Annotated in this window: 15 protein-coding genes; 11 read left to right on the top strand and 4 right to left on the bottom strand. The window is 67.0% G+C overall.

Annotated features, from left to right (window positions below; genetic code table 11):
- Positions 1-10: 10 nt before the first annotated feature.
- From FOC67_RS07300 to pagP, 3 genes are all read right to left on the bottom strand, one after another.
- Positions 11-1,600: a RimK family alpha-L-glutamate ligase gene (locus FOC67_RS07300; protein WP_009314858.1), complete on the bottom strand. Its 1,590-nt coding sequence runs from the start codon at positions 1,598-1,600 to the stop codon at positions 11-13.
- 183 nt (positions 1,601-1,783) lie between these two features.
- Positions 1,784-2,578 (bottom strand): SDR family NAD(P)-dependent oxidoreductase, encoded by a 795-nt coding sequence (locus FOC67_RS07295; protein ID WP_003082773.1) that lies wholly within the window; start codon positions 2,576-2,578, stop codon positions 1,784-1,786.
- A 95-nt stretch (positions 2,579-2,673) separates the two neighbouring features.
- On the bottom strand, positions 2,674-3,132 hold the full coding sequence (pagP, locus tag FOC67_RS07290; protein WP_003082771.1) for a palmitoyltransferase PagP: 459 nt from the start codon (positions 3,130-3,132) through the stop codon (positions 2,674-2,676).
- 451 nt (positions 3,133-3,583) lie between these two features.
- Here pagP and FOC67_RS07285 point away from each other — a divergent pair, with 451 nt between their 5' ends.
- The 10 genes from FOC67_RS07285 to FOC67_RS07240 all read left to right on the top strand — a co-directional run bounded on the left by FOC67_RS07285 (position 3,584) and on the right by FOC67_RS07240 (position 14,878).
- A complete protein-coding gene (locus FOC67_RS07285) occupies positions 3,584-4,492 on the top strand; it encodes a glutamate/aspartate ABC transporter substrate-binding protein (protein ID WP_003140367.1) in 909 nt (302 codons plus the stop codon).
- 202 nt (positions 4,493-4,694) lie between these two features.
- Complete coding sequence (locus FOC67_RS07280; protein ID WP_003082767.1) at positions 4,695-5,441, top strand: amino acid ABC transporter permease; 747 nt, start codon at positions 4,695-4,697, stop codon at positions 5,439-5,441.
- A complete protein-coding gene (locus FOC67_RS07275; protein WP_003082765.1) occupies positions 5,438-6,106 on the top strand; it encodes an amino acid ABC transporter permease in 669 nt (222 codons plus the stop codon). Before FOC67_RS07280 ends, FOC67_RS07275 begins: the two co-directional genes overlap by 4 nt.
- Entirely contained in the window at positions 6,103-6,837 is a 735-nt protein-coding gene (locus FOC67_RS07270) for an amino acid ABC transporter ATP-binding protein (protein WP_003082761.1), read from the top strand. The genes FOC67_RS07275 and FOC67_RS07270 overlap by 4 nt, the downstream gene beginning before the upstream one ends.
- A gap of 77 nt (positions 6,838-6,914) precedes the next feature.
- Positions 6,915-8,588: a gamma-glutamyltransferase gene (gene ggt / locus FOC67_RS07265; RefSeq protein WP_003086881.1), complete on the top strand. Its 1,674-nt coding sequence runs from the start codon at positions 6,915-6,917 to the stop codon at positions 8,586-8,588.
- Positions 8,589-8,673: 85 nt separating this feature from the next.
- Positions 8,674-9,762 carry an asparaginase gene (locus FOC67_RS07260; protein WP_009314859.1) on the top strand — a complete coding sequence of 363 codons (1,089 nt, stop codon included), beginning with the start codon at positions 8,674-8,676 and terminating at the stop codon, positions 9,760-9,762.
- A gap of 95 nt (positions 9,763-9,857) precedes the next feature.
- Positions 9,858-11,759 (top strand): sensor histidine kinase, encoded by a 1,902-nt coding sequence (locus FOC67_RS07255; protein WP_015503237.1) that lies wholly within the window; start codon positions 9,858-9,860, stop codon positions 11,757-11,759.
- Positions 11,756-13,081 carry a sigma-54 dependent transcriptional regulator gene (locus tag FOC67_RS07250; RefSeq protein ID WP_003086877.1) on the top strand — a complete coding sequence of 442 codons (1,326 nt, stop codon included), beginning with the start codon at positions 11,756-11,758 and terminating at the stop codon, positions 13,079-13,081. The genes FOC67_RS07255 and FOC67_RS07250 overlap by 4 nt, the downstream gene beginning before the upstream one ends.
- 283 nt (positions 13,082-13,364) lie before the next feature.
- Positions 13,365-14,477 (top strand): alkene reductase, encoded by a 1,113-nt coding sequence (locus FOC67_RS07245; RefSeq protein ID WP_003109249.1) that lies wholly within the window; start codon positions 13,365-13,367, stop codon positions 14,475-14,477.
- A 194-nt stretch (positions 14,478-14,671) separates the two neighbouring features.
- Positions 14,672-14,878: a hypothetical protein gene (locus FOC67_RS07240; RefSeq protein ID WP_003109250.1), complete on the top strand. Its 207-nt coding sequence runs from the start codon at positions 14,672-14,674 to the stop codon at positions 14,876-14,878.
- 5 nt (positions 14,879-14,883) lie between these two features.
- On the opposite strand, the gene FOC67_RS07235 is transcribed toward FOC67_RS07240, so the two are convergent.
- Positions 14,884-15,507, bottom strand: coding sequence for a class I SAM-dependent methyltransferase (locus FOC67_RS07235; RefSeq protein WP_009314861.1), 624 nt, complete (start codon positions 15,505-15,507; stop codon positions 14,884-14,886).
- 325 nt (positions 15,508-15,832) lie between these two features.
- Between FOC67_RS07235 and FOC67_RS07230 the strand changes: the two genes are divergently transcribed.
- The gene (locus FOC67_RS07230; protein ID WP_003082751.1) at positions 15,833-17,380 is read left to right on the top strand and encodes a TerC family protein; all 1,548 of its coding nucleotides are present in this window, start codon (positions 15,833-15,835) and stop codon (positions 17,378-17,380) included.
- The last annotated feature ends 26 nt before the right edge of the window (positions 17,381-17,406 follow it).

Here is a 17,406-nt window from a genome sequence, read left to right as displayed (position 1 = left end):
AGCGCGCCGCTCAGCGCAGCGCCTTGCTCAACTGGCCACGGTGCTTGAGTTCCAGGCGCTGGACGAAGGCCTGGAGGATGCGCCGGTAGAGTTCGTCGCCGAGCTGGCCGTCCTCGATGCCGGCATCGATATTCGGGTTGTCGTTGACCTCGATGACCAGCACCTTGTCGCCGGCCTGCTTCAGGTCCACCCCGTAGAGGCCGTCGCCGATCCGCCCGGCGGCCTCCAGGGCCAGCTCCAGCACCGCCGGCGGCACCTGCTCCAGCGGCACGGCGCGGCACTCGCCGTTGACGTCCTGGCCGTCGGCCTTGTGGTTGTAGATCTGCCAATGGCCGCGCGACATGAAGTACTGGCAGGTGTACAGCGGTTGGCGGTCGAGCACGCCGATGCGCCAGTCGTACTCGGTGTAGAAGAACTCCTGGGCCAGCAACAGGACCGAGCGCTCGAACAGCTCGCTCGCCGCCGCCAGCAGTTCGCTGTCGTCGTTGACCTTGACCACGCCACGGGAGAAGCAGCCATCGGGAATCTTCAGCACCAGCGGGAAGCCCAGGCGCCGGGCCACCCGCTGCCAGTCCTGCGGGCGTTCCTTGTAGAGGATCTCGGTGAGCGGCATGCCCAGTTGCCGGCAACCAAGCAGGTCGGCCAGGTAGACCTTGTTGGTGCAGCGCAGGATCGATGCCGGGTCGTCCATCACCACCAGGCCTTCGCGCTCGGCCTTCTCGGCGAAGCGATAGGTATGGTGGTCGACCCGGGTGGTCTCGCGGATCAGCAGGGCGTCGAACTCGGCCAGGCGCGCGTAGTCCTTGCGTCCGATCAGTTCGACGTCGATGCCGAGGCTGGCGCCGACCCGTACGAAGTTGGCCAGCGCCTGCGGGTTGGACGGCGGCAGCGCTTCGTCGGGATCGTGCAGGATCGCCATGTCGTAGCGTGCCACCCGCCGCGAACGCGGCATGCGCCAGGCGCGCCGGCTGAAACCGTCGAGGGCATCGGCGAAGACATCCTCCTGGTCGCTGCGCAAGCGGTTCAGCACGCCAGGGCGCACGCCCTCGATATGCCAGCCCTGCTGGCGACGGAACTCCACCAGCAGGATCGGACAGGGAAAGGCTTCGAACAACTGGCGCGCGAGGTCGGCCAGCGGCTCGAACTCGGTATGGCCGAAATACAGGGTCAGGGTGAAGCCGTCGGTGGCGCCATAGGGCGTACGGCACAGCGCCTTGTCCAGGGCCTTGTCGAGGCCACCCAGGGCCAGCCCGTACACCGACTTGCGAGCCAGTTCGCTGATGCAGCGCAGCGACGGGATCACCCGGTGGCCACGGGCCTCGGCCAGCAGCGAACAGTAGTAGCCGAGGCCGAGGTACTTGTAGCCGCGGCACAGGTTGATCACCTGCACGCGGCGGCCGCCGTGGTCGCGCGCCGATTGCTCGAGGTATTCCTGGGCGGTGAGTACTTCCTCGCTGGGCAGGTAGGAGGCCCAGTCCTCGCGTCGCTCGACGACGATCATCAGGCGGCTGCCGAGGTCGGCGAGAGCCGGCGGTCGGGGTTGCTCGACGGGGGTCATGCGGAGCGACCCGTCGAGGGTGGCTAACGAGGCTGCTGACATGAGTGGCGGTATCCTCTGAATGACGGTACCTGCCGTTCTAGACCTGCCGGCGCCTCCTGTCGCGCCTCGTTACGCAAGCTTTACGAGCGCCGCCGCCAGACGCCGGCGCGGCAACCGGCCAGGGCCGCCGGGTACCGCGCCGCGAGTGCCGAGGAGCATTTTTACGCTGGCGTTGCGCGCTCGTCAGGCCAGGCTGTCGAGCACCCCGCCGTCGACCCGCAGGGCCGCGCCGGTGGTCGCCGAGGCCTGGGTCGAGCAGGTGTAGACCACCAGGTTGGCGACTTCCTCGGGCGTCGCCAGGCGCTGGATGATCGAACTGGAACGGTGCTGCCGGACAAAGGCGGTGCCGGCCTCTTCTATGCTCTGCCCGGCCTTCTGCGCATCCTCGCGAAGCATCTCGGCGACGCCTTCGGTGAGGGTCGGTCCGGGCAGCACCGCATTCACCGTCACCCCGGTGCCGGCCAGGCGCTTGGCCAGGCCGCGCGACACCGAGAGGTTGGCGGTCTTGCTGAAGCCGTAGTGGATCATGTCCGCCGGGATGTTCAACGCCGATTCCGAAGACAGGAACACCACTCGCCCCCAACCCCGCTCGACCATTCCCGGGACGTAGGCGCGGGCCAGGCGTACCCCGGACATCACGTTGACCTCGAAGAAGCGGCTCCACTCGGCGTCCTCGATGTCGAAGAAGTCCTTCAGCTCGAAGATGCCCAGGTTGTTGACCAGGATGTCCGCCTTCGGCTCGGCCGCGACGAAAGCCGCGCAGCCTTCCGCCGTGCCCAGGTCGCCGGCGACGCCGCGTACCCTGGCATCCGGCTGGCCGTTCCGGATCGCCGCGATCGCACGGTCCACCGCCGCCTGGCTGCGTCCGTTGACCACCACGGTGGCGCCGGCGGCGGCGAGGCCGCTGGCGATGGCGAAGCCGATGCCGGCGGTGGAACCGCTGACGATTGCCAGTTTGTCGCTCAGATCGATCTGCATGGGAGTCTCCTGTCGAGTGACGAACCGCTCAGGAGCGCGGCTCGGGGAACAGACGACAGCCTAGACCAGCCAGCGTTCCGTGCCCGCCCTGGGCCTCAGAGACGCAGGCCGAGGTTGATCATCGCCGCCGAATTGCCGAGCAGCACCAGCTCGCTGCCCAGCGGGCCGAAGCGAACGCCCACCGAGGGGATGATCGCCGGCGCGACGCCGAAGCGGTTCAGCGGGATCTTGTCGCGGTATTCGCCGCGATAGCCCTGCAACAGGCCGCCGGTGAGCTTCAGGTAGACCGGGTAGCTGTCACTGTCGAAGCGCTTGCCCAGGTAGGCGTAGTTGGAGCGCTGGCTGAACGAGTTGCGGAAGGTCGCGCCGCCGGCCAGCACGCCATCGGCGCGGTTGTATTCGAGGCCGAGCAGGTCCTGGTGGTTGTTGTGTTCCGGGTCCGGGTTGAAATGCCGGGTGTAGACGCTGGTCTGCAGGTACCAGAAGTCGCCGTCGTCGGCAGCCCAGGCAGGTGCGGCGAGCACGGCCAGCAGGCTCAGGATGAGATAGCGCATGGGGACTCCAGGCGGCCGTCGCCAGGTAAGGAAGGCAAGACGTGACGGCTTGCGCCTCGCAGCGTGAATTCTGCTGAACCCGGCCTGAATCGGGCCTGAACGAAGCCTGAACAATTTCTGAACGAACCGTCAGAAAACCCCGGAATGGCTCAAGAACGGACCTCGGCGAAACGTTCGGAAAACCGAACGCCATGCCCCGAAAATATTCGGAAGAGCGGACGAAAGGCCATTTCGGGGCATTTTCATCCAAATTTAATTTCTTTTACTTTCAAATAGTTAGGCTAAAAAAAGCCGGATTTCATAAGCTGGCATGCATCCTGCCACTACACTGTTCGGCAAGCACGATACTCTCGTGGCTTCCCCCGCCGGGGAAAACCGCGAAACACCCTGTCCCGGAGAGGCCAGGCGCTCGCGGCTCAATAAAAATCAAAACAAGTCGAGGAAGAAATTCATGCGTATCGCTCCCAGTCTGCTGAGCACCGCCATCGTGGCCGCTCTGTTGTCCGCTCCGGTCGTCGCTGACGAGCTCACCGGCACGCTGAAGAAGATCAAGGACACCGGCACCATCACCCTCGGTCACCGTGACGCTTCGATTCCCTTCTCCTACCTCGGCACCGAGCCGGGCAAGCCGATCGGCTACTCCCACGACCTGCAACTGAAAGTGGTCGAGGCGGTGAAGAAGGAACTCAACCTCCCCGACCTGAAGGTCCGCTATAACCTGGTCACCTCGCAGACCCGCATCCCGCTGGTGCAGAACGGCACCGTGGACATCGAGTGCGGCTCCACCACCAACAACGAAGAGCGCCAGAAGCAGGTCGACTTCTCCGTCGGCATCTTCGAGGTCGGCACCCGCCTGCTGTCGAAGAAGACCGCCAACATCAAGGACTTCGACGACCTCAAGGGCAAGAACGTGGTGACCACCGCCGGCACCACCTCCGAGCGCCTGCTCAAGGCCATGAACGCGGACAAGAAGATGGGCATGAACATCATCTCCGCCAAGGACCACGGCGAGTCCTTCATGATGCTCGAATCCGGCCGCGCGGTGGCCTTCATGATGGACGACGCGCTGCTCTACGGCGAAATGGCCAAGGCCAAGAAGCCGGACGACTGGGTCGTCGGCGGCACCCCGCAGTCCTTCGAGATCTACGGCTGCATGGTGCGCAAGGGCGACGCGGCGTTCAAGAAAGTGGTCGACAAGGCCATCACCGATACCTACGCCTCCGGCGAGGTCAACAAGATCTACGACAAGTGGTTCACCCAGCCGATCCCGCCGAAGGGCCTGAACCTCAACTTCCCCATGAGCGAAGAGCTGAAGAAGCTGATCGCCAGCCCGACCGACAAGGCCGCCGAGCAGATGTAACGAGCGCCAGGCGTTCCTCCCGGAGCGCCAGCGCTTCGCGCGTCGCCCCCGCCTCGCGGCGGGGCCTCGGGGACGCGGGAGGGGCCTGCCCCTCCCCAGCCGTCTCCCCCGGAAGAGCAGCGCCGCCAGCCCGTACGGCCGCGCCGGCGCCTGCCTTCCCCGCCAGTGTCTGCAACCGATTGAACCGAGGGGAAACCCCAACATGAATTACAACTGGGACTGGGGCGTGTTCTTCAAGTCCACCGGGATCGGCAGCGAAACCTACCTCGACTGGTACATCGCCGGTCTGGGCTGGACCATCGCCATCGCCCTGGTCGGCTGGATCATCGCCCTGGCGCTGGGCTCGCTGCTCGGCGTCATGCGCACCGTGCCGAACCGCCTGGTATCGGGGATCGCCACCGCCTACGTGGAAATCTTCCGCAACGTGCCGCTGCTGGTGCAGCTGTTCATCTGGTACTTCCTGGTACCCGACCTGCTGCCCGAGGGCCTGCAGACCTGGTTCAAGCAGGACCTCAACCCGACCACCTCGGCCTACCTCAGCGTGGTCGTCTGCCTCGGCCTGTTCACCGCCGCGCGGGTCTGCGAGCAGGTGCGCACCGGCATCCAGGCGCTGCCCTACGGGCAGACCTCGGCGGCCCGTGCGATGGGCTTCCGCCTGCCGCAGATCTACCGCCACGTGCTGCTGCCGCAGGCCTTCCGGATCATCATCCCGCCGCTGACCTCGGAGTTCCTCAACATCTTCAAGAACTCCTCGGTGGCGTCGCTGATCGGCCTGATGGAGCTGCTGGCGCAGACCAAGCAGACCGCCGAGTTCTCCGCCAACCTGTTCGAGGCCTTCACCCTGGCCACGCTGATCTACTTCACGCTGAACATGAGCCTGATGCTGATCATGCGCCTGGTGGAGAGAAAGGTCGCCGTACCGGGCCTGATCTCCGTAGGAGGTAAATGATGGACTTCAGTGGAATCGTTCCCGCCCTGCCGAGCCTCTGGGAAGGCATGCTGATGACCCTCAAGCTGATGGTCCTCGGCGTCCTCGGCGGCGTCGCGCTGGGTACCGTGCTGGCGCTGATGCGGCTGTCGCACAGCAAGTTGCTGTCGAACATCGCCGGCTTCTACGTCAACTACTTCCGCTCGATCCCGCTGCTGCTGGTGATCACCTGGTTCTACTTCGCGGTGCCCTTCATCCTGCGCTGGATCACCGGCGAGGACACCCCGGTGGGGGCGTTCACCTCCTGCCTGGTGGCCTTCATGATGTTCGAGGCGGCCTACTACTGCGAGATCGTCCGCGCCGGCATCCAGGCCATCCCGAAAGGCCAGATGGGCGCCGCCCAGGCACTGGGCATGACCTACGGGCAGACCATGCGCCTGGTGATCCTGCCGCAGGCGTTCCGCAAGATGACCCCGCTGCTGCTGCAACAGAGCATCATCCTGTTCCAGGACACCTCGCTGGTCTATACCGTCGGCCTGATGGACTTCCTCAATTCGGCCCGTTCGCGCGGCGACATCATCGGCCAGGCCAACGAGTTCCTGATTTTCGCCGGCCTGGTCTACTTCGTCGTAAGCTTCACCGCCTCGTTCGCCGTCAAACGTCTGCAGAAAAGGTTAACCGTATGATTTCCATCAAGAATGTCAGCAAGTGGTATGGCGACTTCCAGGTCCTGACCGACTGCTCCACCGAGGTTGCGAAAGGCGAAGTGGTGGTGGTCTGCGGGCCGTCCGGCTCGGGCAAGTCGACCCTGATCAAGTGCGTCAACGCACTGGAACCCTTCCAGAAGGGCGACATCGTCGTCGACGGCACCTCCATCGCCGATCCGAAGACCAACCTGCCCAAGCTGCGCTCGCGGGTCGGCATGGTGTTCCAGCATTTCGAGCTGTTCCCCCACCTGAGCATCACCGAGAACCTGACCATCGCGCAGATCAAGGTGCTCGGCCGCAGCAAGGAAGAAGCCACCAAGAAGGGCCTGGCCCTGCTCGAGCGCGTCGGTCTCAAGGAGCACGCGCACAAGCACCCCGGCCAGCTCTCCGGCGGCCAGCAGCAGCGCGTGGCGATCGCCCGCGCGCTGGCGATGGACCCGGTGGTGATGCTGTTCGACGAGCCGACCTCGGCGCTCGACCCGGAAATGGTCAACGAAGTGCTCGACGTGATGGTCCAGCTGGCCCACGAAGGCATGACCATGATGTGCGTGACCCACGAGATGGGCTTCGCGCGCAAGGTCGCCAACCGGGTGATCTTCATGGACCGCGGGCAGATCGTGGAAGACTGCGAGAAGGAGGAGTTCTTCGGCGACGTCAGCGCCCGCTCCGAACGCGCCCAGCAGTTCCTCGCCAAGATCCTCCCGCACTGATGTACCCGCCCTCGCCGGCCCGCCCGGCGGGGGCCTGCTCCACCCTCGCCTGCGATAACAATAAATAGGGAAAGCCCATGCAACCTGTGCTCTTCAGAACCCTGTCCCTCGGCGTCGCCATTGCCGCCGCATCCTCCTCGGCCTTCGCCGCCACGCTCGACGGCGGCGCCGTCGCCGCGCCCGACGAGTACGGCGCCAAGGTCGCCGCGCAGATCCTCAAGGCCGGCGGCAACGCGGTGGACGCCGCGGTGGCCACCGCCTTCACCCTGGCGGTCACCTACCCCGAGGCCGGCAACATCGGCGGCGGCGGCTTCATGACCCTGTACATGGACGGCAAGCCGTACTTCCTCGACTACCGCGAGGTGGCGCCGAAGGCCGCGAGCAAGACCATGTACCTGGACGACAAGGGCGAGGTGATCGAGAACCTCAGCCTGGTCGGCGCCAAGGCCGCCGGCGTGCCGGGCACCGTGATGGGCCTCTGGGAAGCCCACAAGCGTTTCGGCAAGCTGCCCTGGAGCGAGCTGCTGACCCCGGCCATCGGCTACGCGCAAAAGGGCTTCAAGGTCGCAGACAAGCAGTTCCAGTACCGCCAGGACGCCGTCGCGCTGTTCAACGGCAAGACCAACTTCGGCGACTACTTCGGCCACATGAAGGCCGGCGAGGCGTTCCTCCAGCCGGACCTGGCGAAGACCCTGGAGCGTATCGCCGACAAGGGCCCGGACGAGTTCTACAAAGGCCATACCGCCGACCTGCTGGTGGCACAGATGCAGCAGGACAAGGGACTGATCACCCACCAGGACCTCGCCGACTACAAGGTCAGGTGGCGCGAACCGATGCGCGTCGACTGGCAGGGCAACACGCTCTATACCGCGCCGCTGCCAAGCTCCGGCGGGATCGCCCTGGCCCAGTTGCTGGGCATCAAGGAAAACCGTGCCGCCGACTTCAAGGGCGTCGAGCTGAATTCCGCGCGCTACATCCACCTGCTGGCGGAGATCGAGAAACGCGTGTTCGCCGACCGCGCCGACTACCTCGGCGACCCGGACTTCTCCAAGGTCCCGGTGGCGCGCCTGACCGATCCGGCATACCTGAAGCAGCGTGCCGCCGAGGTCAACCCGACGGCGATCTCGCCGACCGAGAAGGTCCGTCCCGGCCTGGAACCGCACCAGACCACGCACTTCTCCATCGTCGACGCCGACGGCAACGCGGTGAGCAACACCTACACCCTCAACTGGGACTTCGGCAGCGGCGTGGTGGTCAAGGGCGCCGGCTTCCTGCTCAACGACGAGATGGACGACTTCAGCGCCAAACCGGGCGTGGCCAACGCCTTCGGCGTGGTCGGCAGCGACGCCAACGCCATCGAGCCGGGCAAGCGCATGCTCTCCTCGATGAGCCCGAGCATCGTCACCCGCGACGGCAAGGTCAGCCTGGTGGTCGGCACGCCCGGCGGCTCGCGGATCTTCACCTCGATCTTCCAGGTGCTGAACAACATCTACGACTTCCACCTGCCGCTGGAGAAGGCCGTGGCCGCGCAGCGCGTGCACCACCAGTTGCTGCCCAAGGACACGATCTACTACGACGCCTACGCGCCGCTCGCCGGCAAGGTCGCCGAGGAGCTGAAGGCGATGGGCTACACCCTGGAGGACCAGGGCTGGAACATGGGCGATATCCAGGCCATCCGCGTCGACGGCAAGGCCCTGGAGACCGCCTCCGATCCCCGTGGCCGCGGCGTCGGCCTGGTGGTGAAACCCTGACAGGACGGCGGGCGGCCGACGCCGCCCGCGCCTGATTGCGTGCAACGACGATAACCCTACCAACCTACCGACACGAGATATCGCCATGAAGCCATTGCTCCACGCGTTCGCCCCCGGTGTTATGGCCCTGATGCTCCTGCTGCCGCAGGCCGCCCAGGCCAAGGAAGTCGCACCGCAACAGAAACTGTCCAACGTGGTCATCCTGGCCACCGGCGGTACCATCGCCGGCGCCGGCGCCAGCGCCGCCAACAGCGCCACCTACACCGCCGCCAAGGTGCCGGTCGACCAGTTGCTGGCCAGCGTGCCGCAGCTCAAGGACATCGCCAACGTCCGCGGCCAACAGGTGTTCCAGATCGCCTCGGAAAGCTTCACCAACGAGAACCTGCTGGAACTGGGCAAGACCGTCGCCAAGCTGGCCGATAGCGACGACGTCGACGGCATCGTGATCACCCACGGTACCGACACCCTGGAAGAGACCGCCTACTTCCTGACCCTGGTCGAGCACACCGAGAAGCCCATCGTGGTGGTCGGCTCGATGCGCCCGGGCACCGCGATGTCCGCCGACGGCATGCTCAACCTGTACAACGCCGTGGCGGTGGCCGGCGACAAGTCGGCGCGCGGCAAGGGCGTGCTGATCACCATGAACGACGAGATCCTCTCCGGCCGCGACGCGAGCAAGATGGTCAACATCAAGACCGAAGCGTTCAAGAGCCCGTGGGGCCCGCTGGGCATGGTGGTCGAAGGCAAGAGCTACTGGTTCCGCGCACCGGTGAAGCGGCACACGATGAACTCCGAGTTCGACATCAAGCAGATCTCCGCGCTGGCTCCGGTGGAAATCGCCTACAGCTACGGCAACGTCAGCGACACCGCCTACAAGGCCCTGGCCCAGGCCGGCGCCAAGGCGATCATCCATGCCGGCACCGGCAACGGCTCGGTGCCCGCGCGCGTGGTGCCGACCCTGCAGGAACTGCGCAAGCAGGGCGTGCAGATCATCCGCTCCTCGCACGTCAATGCCGGCGGCTTCGTCCTGCGCAACGCCGAGCAGCCGGACGACAAGAACGACTGGATCGTCGCCCACGACCTGAACCCGCAGAAGGCGCGCATCCTGGCCGCGGTCGCGATGACCAAGACCCAGGACAGCAAGGAGCTGCAACGGATCTTCTGGGAATACTGAGTGAACCCTTCCGGCGCCGCCTGCCGGCCGTGCCGGAAAACCGCCCGCTCCGCCGCCCATCGTGGCGGCGGGCTGGCCTAGCCGCGACGACTGTGATGGAATCCCCCGACCCGCCCTGCAGCGTACCTCCGTCACTGACCGTGAAGCCCCGCCTCGTCCGCCAGTTGCTGCTCCCCATTCCCCTGCTCCTGCTGATGCTCGGCTTCGGCTACGGCGGCTACCGGGTCAGCGAGAGCGCCGGCATCCGTGCCCTCGCCGAGAATGGCGAACGCCAGCTGGAGCTGCATGCGCGGACGGTCGAGAGCGAGATCAGCAAGTACACCTACCTGCCCAGCCTGCTGGAGCTGGAGCGCAGCGTCAGCCACCTGCTCACCGACCCGACGCCATACCGGCGCAACCAGGTCAACGCCTACCTCGAAGGCCTCAACCGCCGCGCCGGCAGCCGCGCGGTGTACCTGCTGGACACCAACGGCCGGGTCCTGGCCACCAGCAACTGGAGCGACCCGGACAGCTACCTCGGCGAGGACCTGTCGTTCCGCGCCTACTGGCAGGACGCGATGAAGGGCAAGCCGGGCCGCTTCTACGGCATCGGCAGCACCCGCGGCGAGCCGGGCTACTACCTGGCCCACGGCCTGGTCCACGGCGGCCGGATCATCGGCGTGGCGGTGGTCAAGGTGAAGATGGACGCCCTCGAGGAGCGCTGGGAGAAGGCGCGCCTGGAAGCCTTCGTCAGCGACGAGAACGGCATCATCATCCTCTCCAGCAACCCTGCCCTGCGCCTGAAGGCGGTGCGCTCCCTGAGCGCCGACGACAAGGAGCGCCTGGCGCGCAGCATGCAGTACTACTGGTGGGCGCTGAACGAGTGGCAGCCGCTGCTGCGCGAGCCGCTGGCCGCCGGAGTAGAGAAGCTCAGTTTCCCCGCTGATGAGCAGCACCCGCGCGGCGAAGCGGTCACCTACCTGGCGCAGACCCGCGCGCTGAATGACACGCCGTGGAACCTGACCCTGCTCAGCCCGCTGGAAGACCTGCGCCGCGACGCGGTGCGCAATGGCATGCTGGCCGCCATCGGTTTCGCCCTCCTGGCCTTCCTGCTGATCGCCTGGAACGAGCGGCGCAAGGTACTCGCCACCCGCCTCGCCGCGCGCGAGGCGCTGCAACGGGCCAACGGCGAGCTGGAAGTGAAGATCGCCGAACGCACCGCCGACCTGCAGGCCAGCAACGCACGCCTGACCGCCGAGATCCACGAGCGCCAGCAGGCCGAGGACACCCTGCGCAAGGCCCAGGACGAACTGGTCCAGGCCGGCAAGCTGGCGGTGATCGGGCAGATGTCCACCAGCATCGCCCACGAACTCAACCAACCGCTGGCGGCGCTGCGTACGCTGTCCGGCAACACCGTGCGCTTCCTCCAGCGCGGCAAACTGGAGACCGCCAGCACCAACCTCGCCACCATCAATGAACTGGTCGACCGCATGGGCCGCATCACCGCCAGCCTGCGTGCCTTCGCCCGGCGCAGCGACGACGCCGGCCAGGCCAGCCTGGCCAAGGCGGTGGACGCGGCGCTGCTGATCCTGCACGGGCGCCTGGAGCAGGACCCACCGACCCTGCACCGGCATTTCGACGACGTGCGCCTGGGCATCGACCAGACCCGCCTGGAGCAGATCCTGGTCAACCTGCTGGCCAACGCCCTCGACGCCATGAGCGGGCAGGCCGACCGCCAGCTCTGGCTGGAAGGCCGGCGCGAGGAGGAGCGCTACGTCCTGCGCGTGCGCGACAACGGCCCCGGTATCCCGCCGGCGGCGCGCGTCCACCTGTTCGAACCCTTCTTCACCACCAAGCCCGGCGAACATGGCCTGGGCCTCGGCCTGACCCTCTCGGCCAGCCTGGCCACCGCCGCCGGCGGCAGCCTCAGCGTGCAGCACCCCGAAAGCGGCGGAACCGCCTTCGAGCTGAGCCTGTCCCTGGTTCCCGATTCCCCGACTGCGAGTCCCGCCCGATGAACGAGCCGCTTTCCGTCCTGATCGTCGAAGACGATCCGCATGTCTTGCTCGGCTGCCAGCAGGCGCTGGAGCTGGAGGACATCCCCTGCATCGGCGTCGGCAGCGCCGAGGAGGCGCTGCAACGGGTCGACCGCGACTTCGCCGGCATCGTCGTCAGCGACATCCGCCTGCCCGGCATCGACGGCCTGACCCTGCTGGAGCGTCTCAAGGCCCTCGACCCGAGCCTGCCGGTGGTGCTGATCACCGGTCACGGCGACATCTCCATGGCGGTACAGGCGATGCACGCCGGCGCCTACGACTTCATGGAGAAGCCCTTCTCTCCGGAACGCCTGGTCGAGGTCGCCCGCCGCGCCCTGGAGCAGCGCGGGCTGGCCCGCGAGGTCAGCGCGCTGCGTCGCCAGTTGGCCGGCCGCCAGGACCTGGCGCAACGGATCATCGGCCGCTCGCCGGCGATCCAGGCGTTGCGCGAGCTGATCGCCAACGTCGGCGACACCTCGGCCAACGTGCTGATCCTCGGCGAGACCGGCACCGGCAAGGAGCTGGTGGCGCGTTGCCTCCACGACTATAGCCGGCGCCACCAGCATGCCTTCGTCGCGCTGAACTGCGGCGGCCTGCCGGAGAACCTGTTCGACAGCGAGATATTCGGCCACGAGGCGCACGCCTTCACCGGTGCCAACAAGCGGCGGATCGGCAAGATCGAGCATGCCAACGGCGGCACGCTGTTCCTCGACGAGATCGAGAGCATGCCGGTCAACCTGCAGATCAAGCTGCTGCGGGTGTTGCAGGAACACACCCTGGAACGCCTCGGCTCGAACCAGTCGATCCCGGTGGACTGCCGGGTGATCGCGGCGACCAAGGCGGACCTCGCCGCCATGGGCAAGAGCGGCCAGTTCCGCAGCGACCTCTACTACCGGCTCAACGTGGTGAGCCTGGAACTGCCGGCACTGCGCGACCGCCGCGAGGACATCCTGCTGCTCTTCGAACACTTCCTCCAGCAATCCTCGCTGCGCTTCGACCGCCCCGCGCCGGAACTCGACCGTGCCACCGTGGCCAGCCTGATGGCCCACGACTGGCCGGGCAACGTACGCGAACTGCGCAACGTCGCCGAACGCTTCGCCCTCGGCCTGCCGGTGTTCAACAAGGGCGGCCAGGCCGTACAGACCGGCGGCCCGCGCTTCGCCGAAGCGGTGGAGGCATTCGAGAAGGCCCTGCTCGGCGACGCCCTGGCCCGCCACCACGGCAACCTGACCCAGGCCAGCCAGGACCTGGGCATGGCCAAGACCACGCTGTTCGACAAGGTGAAGAAGTACGGCCTGCAATAGGCCGGAGCGCCCTCTTCGCCCTGCCCGCCTGGCGTGGGGCGCAGGACGCGATGCTTCATCCGGCATTTCTCACCCGCCTGCGATTCCGCTCGGCGGATAACGCCAGGGGCGTTATTCGCCCTACCCGCCGGTGTGGGGAATGCGCTATCCGGGCATTCGTGAATTGAACTCAAGTGTCATTTTCCCTGGCAGCGGTTTTTCGCACGAATCGTTCCGCCAATAATGCGCTCACCTTCTTCCAGCGCGCCGCGCCACGGCCGGCCTCACGAGCGAGATCGCCATCATGCTGTTCAGCCCCTATGCCCTTGGCCACCTGACCCTCCCCAATCGCATCGTCATGCCGCCGATGACCCGTTCCCGAGCCGCCAGTGGCGAAGTCGCCACCGCGCTGATGGCCGAGTACTACAGCCAGCGCGCCGGCGCCGGCCTGATCGTTTCCGAAGGCACCCAGATCAGCCGGCAGGGCCAGGGCTACGCCTGGACGCCGGGCATCCACAGCGCCGAGCAGGTCGCCGGCTGGCGCCAGGTCACCGACGCGGTGCACGCCGCCGGCGGGCGCATCTTCGCCCAGCTCTGGCACGTCGGCAGGGTCTCGCACACCTCGCTGCAACCGGGCAACGCCGCCCCGGTGTCCTCCTCGGCGCTGGTGGCCGAAGGCGTGAAGGTCTTCGTCGATCCCCAAGGCCGCGGAGCGCAGGCCGGCGGCGGCGAGATGGTCCAGCACTCGGCGCCGCGCGCGCTGGCCGTGGAGGAAATCCGGGAGATCGTCGCCGACTATGCCCAGGCCGCACGCAACGCCCTCGACGCCGGCTTCGACGGGGTCGAGCTGCACGGCGCCAACGGCTACCTGATCAACCAGTTCATCGACTCCCAGGCCAATGCGCGCAACGACCAATACGGCGGCTCGCTGGAGAACCGCCTGCGCTTCCTCCGCGAGGTCGCCGAGGCGGTCACCGCGGTGGTCGGCAGGGAGCGCATCGGCGTGCGCCTGGCGCCGCTGACCACCCTGCAGGGCGCGGTCGACGACACCCCGCAAGCCACCTACCTGGCCGCGGCGCGGCTACTGGACGAGATCGGCGTAGCCTACATCCACATCGCCGAGGCCGACTGGGAAGACGCCCCGGCCATGCCGGCGGCGTTCAAGGAAGCGTTGCGCATCGTCTACCGTGGCAGCCTGATCTACTCCGGCATGTACACCAAGGCGCGCGCCGAGGAAGCCCTGGCCAGGGGCTGGGCCGACCTGGTCGGCTTCGGCCGGCCGTTCATCGCCAACCCTGACCTGCCCTACCGCCTGGAGCACGACCTGGCGCTGGCCGACGGCGACCGCTCGACCTACTTCGGTGGCGGCGCCGCCGGCTACACCGACTACCCGAGCCTGCCGCAGGCGGCCGGTTGAAACCCCTAGCCGACCGGACCGCGAGCGCGCGGCCGGTTGGCGAAACATGCCGCCACAACCTCGCCTTTGGTCGACTAGAACCCACGGCTGGCGGGACCTAGACTCAATTCGCCAGATATTCATTATTAATAGGCCTGATTTCCTGGACAGGGGGGACCACCGATAGCATCGAGGAACATTTCGAGGAATCCGCCATGAGCAAGTCCCTGATCGTCTCCCTGGCCGCCAGCCTGGTCGTCCTGGCCGGTTGCGCCAACCCGCCGCGCAGCGTCGAACGCCCCTACAGCGACGCCGAAATCAAGTCCTACGCCCTCGACAGCCTGGAACGCAGCAACCTCTCGCCGAAGCGCCTCGACCAGTACCGCAGCGTGCTCGGCACGCCGCACCGGCAGACCCTGTAGCGCCTTCAGACGGGGCGCCGCCAGACGCTCGCCAGCCAGGGCTGCTGCTCGCGCGGCAGGCCCGGCGGCCGGTAGTAGTGCTCCAGCTCGACGAAACCGGCTTCCTCCAGCAGGCGTTTCCAGGCCGGGTAATCGTGGTAGGCACCGTAGCGTTGGCCATTCCAGCCCTCGCGGTTGTCGCCGCGCGGATTGGAGCTGAACAGCACGCCGCCCGGTCGCAGCGCTTCGAAGAGTTCGCCGAGCACCCGCGGCAAGGCGCTGCCGGGCACATGGAACAGGCTGGCGTTGGCGAAGGTGCCGTCGAAGTGCCCGGCCGGCAGTCGCAGCGCCAGGAAGTTCTGTTGCCACACCTCGCAACCGCTGTCGGCCCTGGCCATCTCGACGAAGCGCGGCGTGCCTTCGAGCCCGACCGGCTGGTGGCCGAGGCGACGGAAGGTGGCCAGGTCGCGCCCGGGACCGCAGCCGAAATCGAGGATCCGGTACGGCGGCGGCCCGTCGATGTGGCGCAGCAGCGCCTCGACGTTCTGGCTCACGTCGTGGCCGCGGGTGCCCTCGCGGAAGCCTTCGGCGTTGCGCTGGTAGTCGGCCAGGGTGGTGGCGGTGATCGCGTCGAAATCCTCGGTGCTCATGTCTGCTCGCAGTGGCGGGGTTCCGCCCAGTCTAGCGCCGGCACGGGTTTCGCCTAAGGTTTTGTAATAGTTTCCCGCTGTGGCGAGGGCCCGCGACACAGTAGGATCGACTTCCCTTTGACTCTCAATGGCCATCATGACCACCCTTTCGGAGCCCCCCAGTCGTCCTTCCGGACAACCCTCCCCGCTTCGCCTTCGCCACCTGCGTCCGCCCCTCGACGCCGAATCCCTCGCCTCGTCCCCCGCCGTCACCGCCGGCTGCCGCAGCCGCGCCGTGCAGCGTCGCGCCAGCGCGACGGCCAGCCGGACCGGGAGGTAAGCGCACATGGAATGGATAGCTGACCCGACTGCCTGGCTCGGCCTGGCGACCCTGATCGTGCTGGAGATCGTCCTCGGCATCGACAACCTGGTGTTCATCGCGATCCTCGCCGACAAGCTGCCGCCGCACCTGCGCGACCGCGCCCGGGTCCTCGGCCTGTCGCTGGCGCTGCTGATGCGCCTGGGCCTGCTGGCGAGCATCTCGTGGATGGTGACCCTCACCGAGCCGCTGTTCGAGGTATTCGGCAAGAGCTTCTCCGGCCGCGACCTGATCATGCTGTTCGGTGGCGTGTTCCTGCTGTTCAAGGCCACCATGGAGCTGCACGAACGCCTCGAAGGCCATGTCGCCCAGCACGCCGGCAACAAGACCTACGCGCTGTTCTGGCCGATCGTCGCGCAGATCGTGGTGCTCGACGCGGTGTTCTCGCTCGACGCGGTGATCACCGCGGTGGGCATGGTCGAGCACCTGGAAGTGATGATGATCGCGGTGATCGTCTCCATCGGCCTGATGATCGTCGCCAGCAAGCCGCTGACCCGCTTCGTCAATCGTCACCCGACGGTGATCATGCTGTGCCTGGGCTTCCTGATGATGATCGGCTTCAGCCTGACCGCCGAGGGCCTGGGCTTCCATATCCCGAAAGGCTACCTGTACGCGGCCATCGGCTTCTCGATCCTCATCGAGGTGTTCAACCAGGTCGCCCGCAAGCGCCGCAAGAAGAGCCTGCAGGGCCACCGCCCGCTGCGCGCGCGTACCGCCCATGCGGTGCTGCGCCTGCTCGGCGGCCAGCGCCTGGAGGCCGACGAGGTCGGCGAGGAAGTCGCCGACCTGTTCGAGGAGGGCGACGACCAGGTGGTCTTCGACCGCCGCGAGCGGGTGATGATCAGCGGCGTGCTGCAATTGGCCGAGAAGCCCATCCGCAGCCTGATGACGGTACGCGCCGAGGTCGACTGCATCGACCTCGACAGCGGCCGCGAGGCGATCCGCGCGGCGCTGCTCGAATCGTCCTACTCGCGCCTGCCGCTGGTGCGCGACGGGCGCGTCGAGGAGCCGCTGGGCTACGTGCACAAGAAGGAACTGCTCAAGGAGCTGCTCGCCGGCGCCCAGCCGGACCTGGAAAGCCTGGCCCGCCAGCCGCTCAACCTGTTGCAGGACTGCTCGATCCTCAACGCCCTGGAGCAGATGCGCGAGGCCTCGACCCACGTGGCCTTCGTGGTCAACGAGTTCGGCGAATTCATCGGCCTGCTGACCCTGACCGACATTCTCGAATCCATCGCCGGCGAGCTGCCCGACGCCAGCGAGATCGACGGTCCGGACGTGGTCGAGGAGAACGACGGCTATCTGGTCAGCGGTGCCATGAACCTCAGCCAGGTGCGTCGACGCGTGGGGTTCGACGCGCGCGCCACGGAGGACTACCAGACCCTCGCCGGGCTGGTGATGAGCCTGCTCGACCGCCTGCCGGTGATCGGCGACCGCCTGCAGTGGCAGGACTGGGAACTGCGGGTGGTGGAAGTGGAAGAACGCCGGGTGACCCGGGTCCTGCTACGCAGGGGCTGAGTGAAGCGGCGGCCGCCGATCCGGCC

The organism is Pseudomonas sp. FDAARGOS_761 (genome assembly GCF_013343155.1).
GTDB lineage: Bacteria > Pseudomonadota > Gammaproteobacteria > Pseudomonadales > Pseudomonadaceae > Pseudomonas > Pseudomonas aeruginosa.
Note: the sequence above shows the minus strand (reverse complement) of the source record. Positions and strands in the feature narration are given on the sequence as shown.

Excerpts from the sequence above, each read along its gene's own strand:
- FOC67_RS07270 (WP_003082761.1), top strand. The coding sequence starts at position 6,103 with ATGATTTCCATCAAGAATGTCAGCAAGTGGTATGGCGACTTCCAGGTC.
- FOC67_RS07255 (WP_015503237.1), top strand. The coding sequence starts at position 9,858 with ATGGAATCCCCCGACCCGCCCTGCAGCGTACCTCCGTCACTGACCGTG.
- FOC67_RS07260 (WP_009314859.1), top strand. The coding sequence starts at position 8,674 with ATGAAGCCATTGCTCCACGCGTTCGCCCCCGGTGTTATGGCCCTGATG.
- FOC67_RS07280 (WP_003082767.1), top strand. The coding sequence starts at position 4,695 with ATGAATTACAACTGGGACTGGGGCGTGTTCTTCAAGTCCACCGGGATC.
- FOC67_RS07245 (WP_003109249.1), top strand. The coding sequence starts at position 13,365 with ATGCTGTTCAGCCCCTATGCCCTTGGCCACCTGACCCTCCCCAATCGC.
- FOC67_RS07275 (WP_003082765.1), top strand. The coding sequence starts at position 5,438 with ATGATGGACTTCAGTGGAATCGTTCCCGCCCTGCCGAGCCTCTGGGAA.
- FOC67_RS07230 (WP_003082751.1), top strand. The coding sequence starts at position 15,833 with ATGGAATGGATAGCTGACCCGACTGCCTGGCTCGGCCTGGCGACCCTG.
- FOC67_RS07235 (WP_009314861.1), bottom strand. The coding sequence starts at position 15,507 with ATGAGCACCGAGGATTTCGACGCGATCACCGCCACCACCCTGGCCGAC.
- FOC67_RS07285 (WP_003140367.1), top strand. The coding sequence starts at position 3,584 with ATGCGTATCGCTCCCAGTCTGCTGAGCACCGCCATCGTGGCCGCTCTG.
- FOC67_RS07295 (WP_003082773.1), bottom strand. The coding sequence starts at position 2,578 with ATGCAGATCGATCTGAGCGACAAACTGGCAATCGTCAGCGGTTCCACC.
- ggt (WP_003086881.1), top strand. The coding sequence starts at position 6,915 with ATGCAACCTGTGCTCTTCAGAACCCTGTCCCTCGGCGTCGCCATTGCC.
- FOC67_RS07250 (WP_003086877.1), top strand. The coding sequence starts at position 11,756 with ATGAACGAGCCGCTTTCCGTCCTGATCGTCGAAGACGATCCGCATGTC.
- FOC67_RS07300 (WP_009314858.1), bottom strand. The coding sequence starts at position 1,600 with ATGTCAGCAGCCTCGTTAGCCACCCTCGACGGGTCGCTCCGCATGACC.
- FOC67_RS07240 (WP_003109250.1), top strand. The coding sequence starts at position 14,672 with ATGAGCAAGTCCCTGATCGTCTCCCTGGCCGCCAGCCTGGTCGTCCTG.
- pagP (WP_003082771.1), bottom strand. The coding sequence starts at position 3,132 with ATGCGCTATCTCATCCTGAGCCTGCTGGCCGTGCTCGCCGCACCTGCC.